Below are 15525 nucleotides of genomic sequence, written 5' to 3'. Positions count from 1 at the left end.
GCGGCTAATGGAACTTATTGATGTGAGTACAATAGAAACCATGGCAGAACAATTTTATAAATTAACTAATATATCACATCAACTTCTTGATGCTGAAAAAGAATGTGTTTTTTCATTCGGAATGAATGAGATAAAAAAGAGTAAACTTCCAAAGATTGAAATCCCCATTTTCTTATACAATCAACATTTAGGATCTTTTGTTGTATGGTCCAAAAAAAGTGAAATTTTCAGTTGTCAAAAATACTTTGAAATGCTCTCAAGTTTAATTTTAGATGGCGCAATAAAAGTATTTCAAAGTAAAAGTACAACGTTGCTTTCTCGGAAAGAGGAGGAACTACATACGATTTTACAAAACATGCCTGTTATGGTCGATGCGCTTGATTATAATGGAGATTTTGTTTTGTGGAATCGAGAATGTGAAATTGTAACAGGTTATACCGCTGAAGAAATAATTGGAAATCCAAATGCACTGCAATTATTGTATCCTGATTATAATTATCGCCATCAAATACAAAAGAAATTTTTAACTTGTGGAAAAAATTTCAGAGATTGGGAAATGCACTTAACATGTAAAAATGGTGAAATCAAAACAATAATGTGGTCGAATATATCAGAACAGTTTCCTGTAACAGGATATAGTTATTGGGCTGTTGGTGTAGATATTACACATTTAAAAGCGATAGAAGAGCAGTTAAAACAACAAACATCTGAACTGGAATTAATTTTTAAAGCTTTACCAGATTTATGTTTCTTAACAGAAGATGATGGCACAATTATAGATTACAAGGCAGGATCTCCTACAAAGTTTTACGTACCCGCAGAAGCTTTTATGGGAAAAAAGTTTTACGAAGTATTACCATCTTCAGTAGCACAGCAGTTTCAGGAAGCCATTAATCAAGTGAAGGAAAAAGGAACGAATGTAATTGTAGAATATCCACTCACACTTAATGGAAGTATTGATTTCTTTGAGGCTAGGTGCTTACCATTATTACATGATAAAATTATGATTATTGTACGCGATATTACAGAGAGAAAAAAGACAGAAGAATTGCTAAATAAATCAGATACGCTTGCAGCAATTGGTCAATTAGCAGCTGGCGTGGCTCATGAAGTAAGAAATCCTTTAACTGTAATTAAAGGTTTTATACAGTTATTTCAAATTAATAAAGAAGATCAAGAAAAATATTTTGATCTTATGCTCTCTGAAATTGAAAGGATAGAAGCGATCCTGCAAGAATTTCTGGCAATTGCTAAAACAGATGAGATAAATACAGAAAAGAAAAATATTTATCAAATTTTTAAAAATGTCGTATCGTTAATGAATACAAAAGCAATTATGACAAATATTCAAGTTGAACTATTTACGGATGACAAAGATATAATTATTGAATGCTCAGAAAATCAATTGAAACAAGTATTTATTAATATTTTGCAAAATTCAATCGAAGCTATGCCAAATGGTGGGGAAATTTCAATTCACATAAAAGAAATAAATGATGATGGTGTCATCATTCATGTAATAGATGAAGGAATAGGAATACCTGAAGAAAGAATTAAGAGATTAGGTGAACCTTTTTATAGTACGAAAGAAAAAGGGACTGGTATTGGATTAATGTTAAGTTATAAAATTATTGAAAGTCATCAAGGGACAATTAGTATCATGAGCGAGGTTGGTGTCGGGACAACAGTAACTATTTACTTACCGAAAGTACTAAGTAAACAATCTCTTTCTAATTGTGACGACAAATGTATAGCAATACGCACTAGTAGTAATTCTTAAATCAATTAATACCCAATAACAAAGCGATTAGTGAAAACTAAGCTTTTTGTTATTGGGTATTTTTTATATTTAATTTAGTAAACTTTACCTTTTCTTTACCTTTGTTTTAATTTCTATTAAGTTTTAAACATTATATTAATATTTGTACAAAGCAATGTATAGAAATTGTACATTACTTTTAATATAGAAATGTGATTATTATTTGAAATATTGTAAGGAGGAGATTATGACAAGGTGAAAAAGCAAGAGAAGAAAAGTGGTAGAGTAGTACCTCTCCGGTTAAATATTTTATTCCTTTGTGTATTTTTATTATTCTCTGGCATTATTATTCAGTTAGGGAAAGTGCAAATTTTTGATGGAGAAACATATAAAAATGAATTAGAGAAGAGAGAAAATGCAACCGTGGGCCTTTCTGTACCACGTGGGAAAATATTTGATCGTGAAGGAAATCCAGTAGTTGATAATAAGTCTTTACGTACGATTACATATACAAAGGTGAAAGGTGTAAAACAAGAAGAAATATTAAAATCAGCAAGACAACTTGCAGATATTATTGAAATGCCACAAGAAGATATAGATAAGTTAACTGAGACTGATAAGAAAGACTTTTGGATGCAATTGAATCCAGAACTGGCTCAAGACTTAGTATCAAAAAAAGAAATAGATAAGTTCCGAGATAAGGATATTACCGGAAAAGAGCTAGACAAAAAAATAGAAGATTTAAAAAGGAAACGCGTTACAGATAAAAATCTTCAAGAACTAACGGCTAAAGATATAGAAGTGTTAGCTATTAAAAGTAAAATGACCTCAGGTTTTCAAATGGCACCTCAAATTATTAAAAAGGACGTTAGTGAACAGGAATATGCGGTGATTAGTGAAAATTTAGCGAACCTTCCAGGAGTAGACGCATCAGTTGATTGGGAGAGAATCTATGTAAATGATGGATTATTCCGTTCTGTCCTTGGTAACGTTTCAAATGCTGATGAAGGATTGCCACGTGAACGATTAGATTATTATTTAGTGCGTGATTATAGCCGAAATGATAGGGTCGGCAAAAGTTATATCGAACAGCAATACGAAGATGTACTTCATGGTACAAAAAAAGAAGTAAGAAGCATTGCTGATAAACAAGGAAATACTATTAGAACGGAAACGGTTTCGGAAGGAAAAAGCGGTAAAAATTTAACTTTAACAATAGATATGGAATTGCAAAAAAAAGTAGAGGAGAGCATAGAAAAAATATTAAAACAATATAAAGGATCAGAATCAATGTTAGACCGTGCTTTCGTAGTGATGATGAATCCTAAAAATGGCCAAGTATTATCAATGGCTGGGAAAAGGCTTGTAGAAAAAGACGGGAAAATGGAAGTAGAAGATTATGCTTTAGGCACGCTGACAAGTTCATATGAGCTTGGATCAACGGTTAAAGGTGCGACAGTGTTAACAGGGTTTGAAACAAATGCAATAACTCCTGGAACACATTTTTATGATGCACCTATGAAGTTTAAAGGAACTAAGGAAAAGAAGTCTTGGAAAAATTTTGGTGATATAGACGATCTAAGAGCGTTACAAGTTTCTTCAAACGTTTATATGTTTAATATAGCATTAAAAATTGCTGGCGTGGATTATGTAAAAAATAGTTCACTAGATATTAAACAAGAATATTTTGATAAAATGAGGTATTATTTCAGGCAATTTGGACTAGGTGTACAAACTGGTATTGATTTACCAAATGAAACTGCAGGGCAAATTGGAAAAAAAGATAATCAGCCTGGTTTCTTATTAGATTATTCTATTGGGCAATATGATACGTATACACCACTTCAGCTTGCACAATATATTTCGACTATCGCAAATGGAGGATATCGAATGAAACCACAAATTGTTCAAGAGATTAGAGAACAAACCGTTCAAAAAGATGAGGTTGGTAAAGTAGTACAATCAATAGAACCCGTTGTTTTAAATAGAATCGATATGAAACAAGAATATATTAATCAAGTAAAAGAAGGATTTAGAAAAGTATTTCAAGAAGGAGATGGAACAGGAGTAAGAGCGTTCCAAAAAGCACCATATAAACCAGCTGGTAAAACAGGGACCGCACAAACTGTATATGGTGGAGAAAATGCAATTGGGCGAAATGCGAAAGGCGATCGTAGAGAATGTTATAACTTAACATTAGCTGGATATGCGCCATATGATGATCCAGAAGTAGCATTTTCTGTTGTAGTACCGTGGGTTGAAAATGATAAATCGGGCATTAACTCCGATATTGGAAAAGAAGTTTTAGATGCTTATTTTGATTTGAAAAATAAGCGGTTAACTGGTGAAGCGCCAAAAACAGATGCCTCTAAAGAGAATTAAAATGTACGAAACGTCTCTAGCATTCCTGTAAACTAGAGGCGTTTTTATCTGGGGATAGATTAGAAATGAGGTATATATGAAGCTGTTTATTCTAAAATATTGGAGGAACATATGTAGCTACATATTAATTATAATAGGGGTTATTTTTATTAATAAGTCCTTTTTATTTTGTATGGTAGAAGGAATTTCGATGCAACCTACTTTGAATGAAAAAGATTATATACTTGTTAATAAGGTAAATGTCTGTTTATCGTCTTTTCATCATGGAGATGTTGTCATTATAAAAAAAGAAGACGAGCCTACTTACTATGTGAAACGAATTATTGGATTATCGGGGGATAATATACAACTAAAAAAGGATGAGGTATTTATTAACGGTAAAAAGCGTGATGAGTCGTATATACATTTAGATATGTCACAAGTATCCAATCGTTTTTCAAATTTTAGAGAAATAAAAGTTCCTACGCATAAATTATTTGTGTTAGGTGATAATCGTAATCATAGTAAAGATAGTAGGAATACACTTGGACTTATTGATGAGTCAAATATAATAGGTAAAGTAGAAATGGTATTTTATCCATTTGATCATATAAAATGGATAAAATAATTCTATTAACTATTCACGTTTTATAAAATCAATCATATATTAATAGCATAGGACAAGCAGAAAAGCTTGTTCTAACCTCACAGAACACTCCTTATCACGGTTAGGCATCTACATAGGTAGATGCTTTTTTTATGTTGATGACTGAAAATTATTTATCAATATAATGTAGCAAGCATATTAGGACTATTAGGGGAAGATTACTTGTACAAATAACAGTATGCTTAATTAAAACAATGAAATGTAAGGAGTGAGGAATAAGTGCTAAATATTTTAGTGGTTAATTTTCCAGCAGAGGGACATGTAAACCCTACATTAAATTTAGTAAAAGCTTTTACTAAACGAGGGGATAACGTACATTATATTACAACGGCAAACTTTAAGGATAGAATTGAAGATTTAGGAGCTACTGTACATATTCATCCGGATCTATTAAAAGAGATTTCTATTGATGCTGAAACCTCATCTGGGTTAAATGCTTTCTTTCATGTGCATGTTCAAACTTCTTTATATATATTAGAAATTACGAAACAATTATGTGAAAGTATAAATTTTGATTTCGTAATTTATGATATATTTGGCGCAGGAGAGTTAGTAAAGGAGTATTTACAAGTTCCAGGTGTAGTGTCCTCACCTATATTTTTAATTCCGCCAGAATTTTTGAAGACATTACCTTTTCATCCAAATGCAGATATGCCATTCCAACCAGAGGAAATCTCTGAAAAATTACTAAATCAGATGGAACATAAATTTGGAGTAAAACCAAAGAATAATCTTCAATTTATGAATAATAAGGGTGATGTTTGTCTCGTATACACAAGTCGCTATTTCCAACCTAATAACGAATCGTTCGGAGAAAATAACATTTTTATTGGACCGAGTATTTCAAAGCGTAAAACAAATATAAAGTTTCCACTGGAATCACTTAAAGAAAAGAAAGTTATTTATATTTCAATGGGAACACTGCTTGAAGGACTCGAACCATTCTTTAATACTTGTATTGATACTTTTTCAGATTTTGATGGGATAGTTGTAATGGCAATTGGTGATAGAAATGATATTTCTAAAATTAAGAAAGCACCAGATAATTTTATAATTGCTCCATATGTACCTCAATCAGAAATATTAAATGAAGCAGATGTTTTTATTACACATGGCGGTATGAATAGCGTACACGATGCCATTCATTATAATGTCCCATTTGTAATAATACCGCATGATAAAGACCAGCCAATGATAGCGCAAAGATTAACTGAGCTTGAAGCGGCACATAGACTATTGAAAGAACATGTTAATGTGCACACTTTAAAAGAGGCCGTAACAGATGTTCTTTCAAATGAAAAGTATAAACATGGTATAAGAAAACTTAATGATAGCTTTTTAGAATGTGGTGGTTCAAAAGAAGCAATTGCAGTTATTAAATCTCTTTTAAATAAAGTAAAACTTTAATCGGTAGGGATTTTACTACCCATAAATAGCGGGATAAATAGTCGTAACTGTATACAAGCATAGAGGTTCTCACCTTTATGCTTGTATATTCTTATCCAGCAAATTGCACAGCAGTATTTGCGTGTAAAAAAGCAGTATCAAAAACGGGAACAGTAAGATCATTTTGGGAGATAAGTAAAGGTATTTCAGTACAGCCTAATAATATACCTTCAGCGCCGTTTTGAATTAATGATTTTGTAATTTGTAATAACTTTTCTTTAGATGTTTCTGAAATGATCCCTCTACTTAATTCATCTAATATGACATGGTGGATAAAGGTTCTTTCCTCTTCATTTGGGATAATTGTCTCAATGTTATATTTCGCTAATCGTGATTTATAGAAATCTTGCTCCATCGTTTGTTTTGTTCCTAATAGTCCGATACGTTTTATACTCTGTTCTACCATTTCTTTAGCACTTACATCACCAATGTGAAGAAGCGGGATAGATATTGCTTGTTCTACTTCCTCGGCAAATAGATGTACGGTATTTGAACACATTAATAAACATTCAGCCCCAGATTTTTCAACTTTCTTTGCAACTGTAACTAGTTCATTTTTCACTTCTTCATATTGATGGTTTTGTAATAAAGTAGTTACTTCACCAAAGTCCATACTATATAAAACTAACTTTGCATTTTGATCGTATTGAGAGAGTGTAAGTGTATTAATATGTTTATAGTATAATGATGTAGATTCCCAACTTAATCCTCCAATCAAACCAATAACTTTCATAATGCATTCCTCCCGAAACGATTTTGAATTTATTATTTCATAATTCCGATAAGAATACAATGATTTAAATGATCTATTTAACAAAAAATAAAAATAGTAAGAAAAGTGTTGAAATTTACATTCTTTAGTGCCATAATACGAATTACAAATTAATACTTATCCAGAGAGGTGGAGGGAACGGCCCTAAGAAACCTCAGCAACCCCTATGCAATTTTATAGGAAGGTGCTAATTCCGCAGAGGACACGATGTGTTTTTTGAAAGATAAGAGGATTCTTGAATGTGAAAGAAAATGACCTCTTATGTAAGAGGTCATTTTTTTGTTGTATAGAAAGGGAGTGTCGATGCATAATTCATTTTTAAATTAAATATAGAGTAATAAAAGTTGACTAATATGAGAGGGGAATTGTCATGAACAAATTATCAACAAAGTTAGTAGTAGCAATCGGTATTGGAGCAGCATTATACGGGATATTAGGACTTTGGGGATTTTCTATTGCACCGAATACATTTATTAAACCAGCATTAGCTATATTAACTGTTTTTGGAGCATTATTTGGTCCAGTGGCAGGACTGTTAATCGGACTTATCGGTCATACCGTAACAGATACGATTGCTGGCTGGGGTATTTGGTGGGGCTGGGTTATTAGTTCAAGTATTATTGGTTTTTCAATGGGGCTTATTCAAAAAAGAGTTGGTTTTAGTGTGAAAAACGGGTCATTTAACAAGGGGGATATTTCTTATTTAGCAATTACTGGGCTAGTTGGTATTGTCATTGCTATTATATTTGCTGGGGCATTCGATATTATTGTGATGGGAGAACCATTTGACAAAATTGTTATACAAGTATTAGGAGCAACAATTTCCGATGTCATCGTTTTCTTAGTACTTGGATTGCCACTTACAATTGGTTTGGCGAAATCCAATAAGAAACATACACATTTAAAAATTGAAAAGTAGGGATGTTAACATGCAACCAATTATTTCGTTTGAACAATTCACCTTTCAATATGGGCATGCTGTGCAGCCTACTTTAAGTGATATTACCTTTCATATATACCCTGGGGAAAAAGTGCTAATTGCTGGACGAAGTGGCTCAGGAAAGTCGACATTAGCTCATTGTATAAATGGGCTAATCCCATTTTCTTACGAAGGGAATAGTACAGGTAACGTTTTAATTGCCGGTAAAGATCCGAGGGAAGGAAGTATTTTTGAACAAAGTAAACAGGTAGGAACAATTTTGCAAGATCAAGATGCTCAATTTATTGGTCTGACAGTAGAAGAAGATGTAGCTTTTTATTTAGAAAATGAATGTGTAAAGCAAGATGACATGAAAAAGATTGTTTCGGACTCATTAAGAAAGGTGAAGATGCATACGTTTCATAAACAAAGTCCACATGAATTATCAGGAGGTCAAAAGCAAACAGTTTCTCTAGCGGGTTTATTAACAACAAATGCGGATATATTATTGTTCGATGAACCGTTAGCTAATTTAGATCCACTAAGCGCCTTACATACGATAAAACTTATGAAAGATATACATGAACAATATAATAAAACGATTGTTATTATCGAACATAGAATAGAAGAAATTTTAAACCTGGATTTAGACAAAGTTATATTAATTGATGAAGGTAAAGTCATTGCGATAGGAACACCAAAAGAAATCTTAGCGTCAAATATATTACCACGTATCGGCTTAAGAGAGCCTATTTACATCGAAGCATTAAAGCGATTACATTTTGATAGTAATAATGACGTAATATATCCAATGGAAAACCTTCAAAAAGAAAAGGTAAGCAACGTTATAAAAGAGTGGATGGAGAAACAAGTCATATTAAAAGGGAATACTAAAAACAAGGAATTACTTAAAGTGGAGAATTTATCATTTTCATACTCTAATAAACAAAAAGTATTAGAAAATGTAAACCTTTCAATATATGAAGGAGAAATTGTGGCACTGTTAGGACATAATGGAGCAGGGAAATCAACATTAGCTCATAGTCTTATAGGCATAAACAAAATGAAAAATGGGGAAATCTTGTTAAAAGGTGAAGATATTAGTTCTTGGTCTATTCGTAAACGTGGGGAAATCATATCTTACGTGATGCAAAATCCAAATCATATGATTACACAGCCTACTGTTTTTGAAGAAGTTTCATTTACATTAACATTACATAATTTTTCTAAGGAAGAAATTAAGAATAGAGTAGAAGGAACTTTAAAAATTTGTGGTTTATATCCATTTCGTAATTGGCCAATTCAAGCACTAAGCTATGGGCAAAAAAAGAGATTAACAATCGCATCTGTATTAACAACAAATCCTAAACTTATCATATTAGATGAACCGACAGCGGGACAAGATTATTATCACTATAAACAATTTATGGCTTTTATTAAAAACCTAGCTAAAAAGGGAATTTCATTTGTTTTTATCACTCACGATATGAATCTCGCGCTAGAATATACAGACCGTGCAGTAGTTCTACATGAAGGGAAAATTATTGCGGATAATACAGTGTTTGATGTATTAGGCGATCAAGAAACGTTACAAAGAGCCAACTTAAGAGAGAGTTCTTTAACCAAGCTTGTTAAATTTAGTGGGATTGCATGTCCAGAAAAATTTATGGAGCTTTATTTAGACAGTAATAGGAGGGAGGAAGGTGCATAGTACATATTTTCATCGTATGGATGGGGTAGTGAAATTGTTTTTATTTATTTTTTGTATGACGCTTACTTTTTTGTTTTTTGATTTTCGGGTGTTGCTAATATTATTTATTATTGGGTGTATCGGGCTCAGCATTGCTAAAATTCCATTTCGTAAAATTTTAATTGTTTTTAGTGTCATATTTACATTTAGTTTATTAAACTCTGTCATGATTTTATTGATTACACCAACTCATGGATCTGAATTAACTGAATCATATACCGCGTTTTTACATGTTGGATATGCAACGATTACATATGAAACATTATTTTATGCAGCTACACTTTCATTAAAGTATTTTACGTTATTACCATTTACACTTCTTTTTATTTACACGACAGATCCAAGTGAATTTGTAAGTAACTTAAGTAAACTTGGTATTCATTATAAGATTACTTATGCAATAAATATTGCACTACGTTATATTCCTGACATCCAGTCTGAGTATAAAATTATTAAACACGCGCAAGAAGCGAGAGGAGTGGCTTTTGAAAAAGGAGAAGCAAGTTTATGGGTTCGTATGAAGAACCGTGTTTTAATTTTCTGGCCACTAATCATTCATTCTCTAGAAAGAATAGATACGGTTTCAAATGCAATGGATTTAAGAGGATTTGGAAAGAAGGATAAACGTACATGGTTTTATACAAGTAAGGCAAAACGTGAAGATTTCATCGCTTTATTTGCCGGTATTTTCATATTTATTGTTGCGGTATATTTAAAATTAAATGTATTTCCAAACTTTTGGTATCCATTTTAAAGCACTCTTTAAACGAGTGCTTTTACTTATTTTTATGTAGACATGCTCAAAAAAGGGATATACACATAATGTATAATACGAACCAGTTAAAATGATCAACTACCTATTAGTTTTCAAACCAAAAGGAGGAGAAAATATGAGTTACGGTGGTTCTTGTGGTTTTGGTGGAGGTTTCGCTTTATTAGTTGTGTTATTCATTCTATTAATAATTGTAGGATGCAGCTGCTGGGGCGGAGGATACTAATTTTTAATTAGTCTTCACAAATGTAAACTAAAAAAACATTGAAGATACTTATGTATCGAAACAAATAAAAAAGGAGCGACTATGCTCCTTTTTTATTTGTTTTAATGCGTATTCTTACTATATTTCGGGAACGTAATCGTTAAAGTCGTTCCTTTACTAACGATACTTCTGATTTTTAAACTTCCATGCATCGTCTCAATAATCTTAACAGCAACCATTGTACCTAAACCGGTTCCTTTTGTTTTTGTACTAAAATACGGTTCACCGAATCGATGTATTTGCTCCTGTGACATTCCAACTCCGCTATCTTCAATTCGTATTTCAACTTTACTATTATTGATAGATGAGGAAATATTTAAGGTACCACCATTAGGCATTGCTTCAATACTGTTTTTGATTAAGTTTAAAAAACATTGTTGAAAGTGCTGTTTATTACCAACAATGGTTGCCTCAGAAAAATCCTGTGTAATATGTATCGTATTCATATTACACAATGGCAATATCATATTAATAACTCGATTTAACTCTTGTTTTACTGAAATTTGATCTAGTTTTTCTGGAGCAGGTTTGGCAAACGTTAAGTAATCATCGATAATTTCTTGGGCACGATTTAACTCTTCAAGTATATGTTTAATATATTCGTCTCTTGATTCAGGAGTTAAATTTTGTGTTTTTAAAAGCTGTGTAAATCCTTTTACAACCGTTAAGGGATTCCTTACTTCGTGCGATATACTTGCAGCGAGTTGGCTAACAATCTCCATTTTTTCCATTTTAATTAATTTTGAGCGCATTAATACAGCATCTTTTATAACTTCATTTATATAAACAATAAATAACATCAAAGTAGTCGGTAATACCATGAAATAAATAATATACAAATTATTCACTTCAAAATCTGATAAAGTTAATACAATTAAAGTTGTAAATATGGCTAGGAAAAAGGTTAAAAACATGGAAAAAGCTACTTTAAGTTTTCTATTATATGTATTAAATTTTGAAGATGCGAGTGCTGTAACGATGAACATTATTCCGTAAACAACAACGGTCAGCATGTTAAAGCCATAAAATAAAAATCTTGTAATTAATAAAATTGTAAACAATATGATACCGACAGGGAATCCACCATAAAGCGTACCTATTATGACCGGAATTTGTCTTAAATCATGAATACAACTTTCATCCATATAGATAGGGTATCGCATACATAAAATAAGCGGGATACTAGAACAAAGGGTGATCAGTAGTATTTTATATTTCTTTAAATAGTGCCGGCTATCATATATGAAATAAAAAACAAATATACTACATAAAATGTATAGAAGATTATTTAATACGTTTTGATTAATATAAACAAAGTCCATAATATTTGCCTCGTTATTCTGAATTTACTTAACATATGTATTATACATAATAACATATGTTAAAGTGAATAAACCTTGTTAATACAAGATTAGTTTGGCTTTTTGTTATAAAATGCAAACATTCTACAAACGTTAGCTATCCAAAGATATTTTTACCAAAATTTTTTACTCCTTCTTCCTGTATGTTCGGTAAAACATGAGAATAAATCCTAAGAGTTAATGAAATGTCTGTATGACCTAATCTCTCACTGATAATTTTAGGATTAACTCCTTGTTTCAATAGTATAGTTGCGTGTGGATGTCTTAAATTACGAGTTTTAATTTTTTTCACTGCTGCATTTTTTATTTCCTTATAAAACTTTTCCCTGAAAGCATTTCTGCATAACCCCCCACCTGATTTATTACAATTAATTAAATCTAAATCTTGATAAGCAGAACTGATTGGTAATAAGAAACGTTTACATGAGATTCTAAATAAATATAAAAATACTAAAGGAAAGTAAGGTATGAAAAAACAGGTGTTTCAAGAAAAGTGGACGAGCTAGGTCGTGTAGTAATTCCAGTAAGAGTTTATTTGGGAAGTGGCTTTTAAAACTGATGTTGTTGAGTACATGTGGTAGTAAAAGGTAGATGGACATATGAACAAAGTAGAAATTGATGTTAGTAGCAACAAACTTTTAATAGTTTAGGACGAAAATGTAACAGTAGTCAATCCACCAATGAGCGGATTTGTTGAGCAAGTTGCGGTTTAGATAAAGGGTAAGGTTGATTGTGTAGATACTAAGTTTACTGAAAAGATAAAATGATTATTTTTAGAAAGATACCCAGACGGATTTAGTCGAGAAGCTAGTCAAAATCGCGTAGATGTGAAGTGAAAATCGTAAAAAAAGAGTCATGAGTGGAAAGGCTCATAGCTCTTTGTATAAGGGTAATGATTTTATAGGTAAATATTATTATTAAATTCTAAAAAATTCAATGTTAGTAAATTAATTGGTATGTGATTTGGGTTTTATAGAAAGAGAGCAGCTAACAACAGCTAGCTGCTCTGCAGGTTCTGTAAGACAAAACAGAAAAGAGTATTAACAGAATATAAAGGTTTATCCTGGTTGTTTGAACGTAGTTAAAGAAAGAATATCACATACTATCAATGTTAATAAAAACTATCTGTGGCTTTCACTTCTTTATTTTATTCACAAATAGTTCCAGTAGCTATTCCGGTTGGAGCGACACCTACTGGGACATTAGTGATAACAGTATTCGTAGCAATATCAATAACGGAAACAGTATTACTAGCTTGATTTGTAACATATGCTCGAGTGCCATCAGGTATGATGGTTACTTGATCAGGGGATAAACCAACAGAAATTGTATCAATCACAGTATTTGTCGCAACATTTATTACCGATACATTATTGCTAACCTTATTTACAACGTAAATAAGGTTTCCACCCGGTGTAATATCTATACCAACAGGTTCGGTACCTACGTTAATTGTATTAATAACTGCATTGGTAGCGGTGTTAATAACAGAAACTGTATTGCTGTTTTGATTCGTGACATACGCACGAGTACCATCTAGTGTAAACACGATTATTCTAGGACGAATGCCAACAGGGATGGTAGCAATAACTGTGTTGGTAGCAGTATTAATGACAGAAATTGTGTTGCTTAATTCGTTTGCAACATATGCAAAAGCACCATTTGGGGAAACAGTAATCCCTTGTGGAGCGATGCCAACAGGAATAGTATTAATAACTGTGTTTGTTGCCGCATTAATGACAGAAACCGTATTATTACCATGATTTCCAACATAAACAGTTGTGTTATTTGGAGAAACAGCTACACCTATTGGATTAGTTCCAACAGGAATGGTAGCGATAACAGTATTCGTAGCAGTATCAATAACGGAAACGGTATTAGAAAAAATATTAGTAACATAAGCACGAGCTCCATTTGGTGAAATTGTTACTTCAAGTGGTGCATTACCTACAGTAATTGTATCAACTACTATATTTGTTCCGGTGTTAATTACAGATACTGTATCATTTGTAGGGTCATCTATGAGTCCTGCATTTGTAGCATATACTAGGAAATTACATGCAGGTCCGGTTGGCCCAGTAGGTCCGGTCGGTCCAGTAGGTCCTGGTGGACAATCACAATCTCCAGTAGGTCCCGGTGGTCCTTCCGGCCCTTGGATTCCTTGCACCCCTTGAGGTCCAGTGGCTCCTGGTGGTCCTTCCGGCCCTTGAATTCCTGGCACACCCTGAAGTCCAGTGGCTCCTGATGGTCCTTCCGGCCCTTGAATTCCTTGTACACCCTGAGGGCCAGTGGGCCCTTCCGGTCCTTCCGGTCCTTGAATCCCTTGGATACCCTGAGGCCCAGTAGGTCCCGGTGGTCCAGGAATTCCCATTCCGGTCCCTGAACCAGTCGGCCCCGGTGGTCCTGGTGGTCCTTGAATTCCTTGTACGCCTTGAGGTCCTTGAGGTCCTTCTGGTCCTTCCGGCCCCTGAATTCCTTCTACACCTTGAGGTCCTTGAGGCCCTTGAGGCCCTTCTGGTCCCTGAATCCCTGGTACACCTTGAGGGCCTTCCGGTCCTTCTGGTCCTTCCGGCCCCTGAATTCCTTGCACACCTTGAGAACCCTGAGCGCCTCTAGGTCCAGGAAATCCTCTAGGTCCAGTGGCTCCAGTCGGCCCCGGTGTTCCGATGTTACTTAATAGCGAACTATTTAAGATTCCTTGTAGAATTAAGTTGAATGTTTGCTGTAATAAGGGGTCTGATATATTTGAACAACTTATAAGTGAAGACAAGCTTTGGAATAGAAATTGGAATAATGCTGAGATTTGAGTGAGGGATGCGGTAGGTAAGGAATTAATTAATTGATTTATAGTTCTTATAACTAAATTTCTATTTGGTGTATTTGGTTGTACTGTTATTAATAAATCATTTAATGCCTGTAATGCTGATTGGAGTATTTGTATAGTTGTTGGATTTGGTGTTGTGAAAAAAGAAAGGATGGCTTGATTTAATTGATTTATTATTTGTAATAATTCTTGTTGTTGAGAATTCGAGAAAAAAACAGGTGTACAGCAATTACTTTGATCACAAGCGGATATAGAAATAAAGCAGGGTTGCTGAAATTTATCACACGGATTTTTGGAATTTGATTTTCGATTATATCTCATAAATACCTCCTTTTAAAAATTGAATATTAAGTAATTTTTGGTAAATTATTAGCAACTGAGTTTGTAGGTATATGTTTAATGTGAAATGTTTTTTCCTTCAAAGTATATGCCAATAAAATAGAGGTGTTCATATGGGATATATAATCAATACTTGGTTGTTAGGAGGATGTTGTAATCATAGGAAAGAAAATGAAGGTTACAAAGTTTATAGGCAAGCGATTGTATTTTAAAAAAGCGTTATTGTAATAAAATTTGAAGTTTATTAAAAAGAAGGAATGAAGGAAGATTTAAAAGATTTTGAAAGATCC

General features: G+C 33.0%; 11 protein-coding genes, 2 pseudogenes and 1 riboswitch. Of the genes and pseudogenes, 9 read left to right on the top strand and 4 right to left on the bottom strand.

Annotated elements, in window-relative coordinates; all coding sequences use genetic code 11:
* The 4 genes from ACQGSG_RS20355 to ACQGSG_RS20340 form a co-directional block, all read left to right on the top strand.
* The coding region (locus ACQGSG_RS20355) for an ATP-binding protein (RefSeq protein WP_426947913.1) at positions 1-1780 on the top strand (1780 nt) is incomplete at its 5' end.
* Positions 1781-2014: 234 nt separating this feature from the next.
* Complete coding sequence (locus ACQGSG_RS20350; protein ID WP_000743767.1) at positions 2015-4141, top strand: peptidoglycan D,D-transpeptidase FtsI family protein; 2127 nt, start codon at positions 2015-2017, stop codon at positions 4139-4141.
* A gap of 76 nt (positions 4142-4217) precedes the next feature.
* The gene (gene lepB / locus ACQGSG_RS20345; RefSeq protein ID WP_000765192.1) at positions 4218-4748 is read left to right on the top strand and encodes a signal peptidase I; all 531 of its coding nucleotides are present in this window, start codon (positions 4218-4220) and stop codon (positions 4746-4748) included.
* A gap of 258 nt (positions 4749-5006) precedes the next feature.
* Complete coding sequence (locus ACQGSG_RS20340) at positions 5007-6194, top strand: macrolide family glycosyltransferase (protein ID WP_325843192.1); 1188 nt, start codon at positions 5007-5009, stop codon at positions 6192-6194.
* 91 nt (positions 6195-6285) lie between these two features.
* Here ACQGSG_RS20340 and ACQGSG_RS20335 read toward each other — a convergent pair whose 3' ends face one another.
* Positions 6286-6966, bottom strand: coding sequence for an aspartate/glutamate racemase family protein (locus ACQGSG_RS20335; RefSeq protein WP_000864399.1), 681 nt, complete (start codon positions 6964-6966; stop codon positions 6286-6288).
* 153 nt (positions 6967-7119) lie between these two features.
* A riboswitch (SAM riboswitch) is annotated at positions 7120-7235 on the top strand.
* A gap of 140 nt (positions 7236-7375) precedes the next feature.
* Between ACQGSG_RS20335 and ACQGSG_RS20330 the strand changes: the two genes are divergently transcribed.
* From ACQGSG_RS20330 to ACQGSG_RS20315, 4 genes are all read left to right on the top strand, one after another.
* A complete protein-coding gene (locus ACQGSG_RS20330; RefSeq protein ID WP_001038214.1) occupies positions 7376-7924 on the top strand; it encodes an ECF-type riboflavin transporter substrate-binding protein in 549 nt (182 codons plus the stop codon).
* Positions 7925-7934: 10 nt separating this feature from the next.
* Complete coding sequence (locus ACQGSG_RS20325) at positions 7935-9635, top strand: ABC transporter ATP-binding protein (RefSeq protein WP_098289906.1); 1701 nt, start codon at positions 7935-7937, stop codon at positions 9633-9635.
* Positions 9628-10428, top strand: coding sequence for an energy-coupling factor transporter transmembrane component T family protein (locus ACQGSG_RS20320; RefSeq protein WP_098279710.1), 801 nt, complete (start codon positions 9628-9630; stop codon positions 10426-10428). The genes ACQGSG_RS20325 and ACQGSG_RS20320 overlap by 8 nt, the downstream gene beginning before the upstream one ends.
* Before the next feature lie 136 nt (positions 10429-10564).
* Positions 10565-10672, top strand: a complete 108-nt coding sequence (locus ACQGSG_RS20315) for a YjcZ family sporulation protein (RefSeq protein WP_000120182.1) — start codon at positions 10565-10567, stop codon at positions 10670-10672.
* 101 nt (positions 10673-10773) lie between these two features.
* Here the strand turns inward: ACQGSG_RS20315 and ACQGSG_RS20310 are convergent, their stop codons facing one another.
* Together ACQGSG_RS20310 and ACQGSG_RS20305 are read right to left on the bottom strand one after the other, a co-directional pair.
* Positions 10774-12033, bottom strand: a complete 1260-nt coding sequence (locus ACQGSG_RS20310; RefSeq protein WP_048567660.1) for a LytS/YhcK type 5TM receptor domain-containing protein — start codon at positions 12031-12033, stop codon at positions 10774-10776.
* Positions 12034-12169: 136 nt separating this feature from the next.
* A pseudogene (locus ACQGSG_RS20305) lies at positions 12170-12475 on the bottom strand (tyrosine-type recombinase/integrase); the annotation flags it as partial.
* A gap of 196 nt (positions 12476-12671) precedes the next feature.
* Here ACQGSG_RS20305 and ACQGSG_RS20300 point away from each other — a divergent pair.
* Positions 12672-12785 (top strand): annotated as a pseudogene (locus ACQGSG_RS20300) (DUF3954 domain-containing protein).
* Positions 12786-13219: 434 nt separating this feature from the next.
* Here the strand turns inward: ACQGSG_RS20300 and ACQGSG_RS20295 are convergent.
* Entirely contained in the window at positions 13220-15217 is a 1998-nt protein-coding gene (locus ACQGSG_RS20295; RefSeq protein WP_325843188.1) for a beta-propeller fold lactonase family protein, read from the bottom strand.
* Positions 15218-15525: the final 308 nt, after the last annotated feature.

It is taken from the genome of Bacillus sp. GMa5/1 (genome assembly GCF_050172015.1).
Taxonomy (GTDB): domain Bacteria; phylum Bacillota; class Bacilli; order Bacillales; family Bacillaceae_G; genus Bacillus_A; species Bacillus_A cereus.
This window is presented reverse-complemented; position numbering and strand designations above follow the sequence as displayed.

Coding starts and splice junctions, on each gene's coding strand:
- ACQGSG_RS20325 (WP_098289906.1), top strand. CDS start 7,935: ATGCAACCAATTATTTCGTTTGAACAATTCACCTTTCAATATGGGCAT.
- ACQGSG_RS20315 (WP_000120182.1), top strand. CDS start 10,565: ATGAGTTACGGTGGTTCTTGTGGTTTTGGTGGAGGTTTCGCTTTATTA.
- lepB (WP_000765192.1), top strand. CDS start 4,218: ATGAAGCTGTTTATTCTAAAATATTGGAGGAACATATGTAGCTACATA.
- ACQGSG_RS20335 (WP_000864399.1), bottom strand. CDS start 6,966: ATGAAAGTTATTGGTTTGATTGGAGGATTAAGTTGGGAATCTACATCA.
- ACQGSG_RS20330 (WP_001038214.1), top strand. CDS start 7,376: ATGAACAAATTATCAACAAAGTTAGTAGTAGCAATCGGTATTGGAGCA.
- ACQGSG_RS20310 (WP_048567660.1), bottom strand. CDS start 12,033: ATGGACTTTGTTTATATTAATCAAAACGTATTAAATAATCTTCTATAC.
- ACQGSG_RS20295 (WP_325843188.1), bottom strand. CDS start 15,217: ATGAGATATAATCGAAAATCAAATTCCAAAAATCCGTGTGATAAATTT.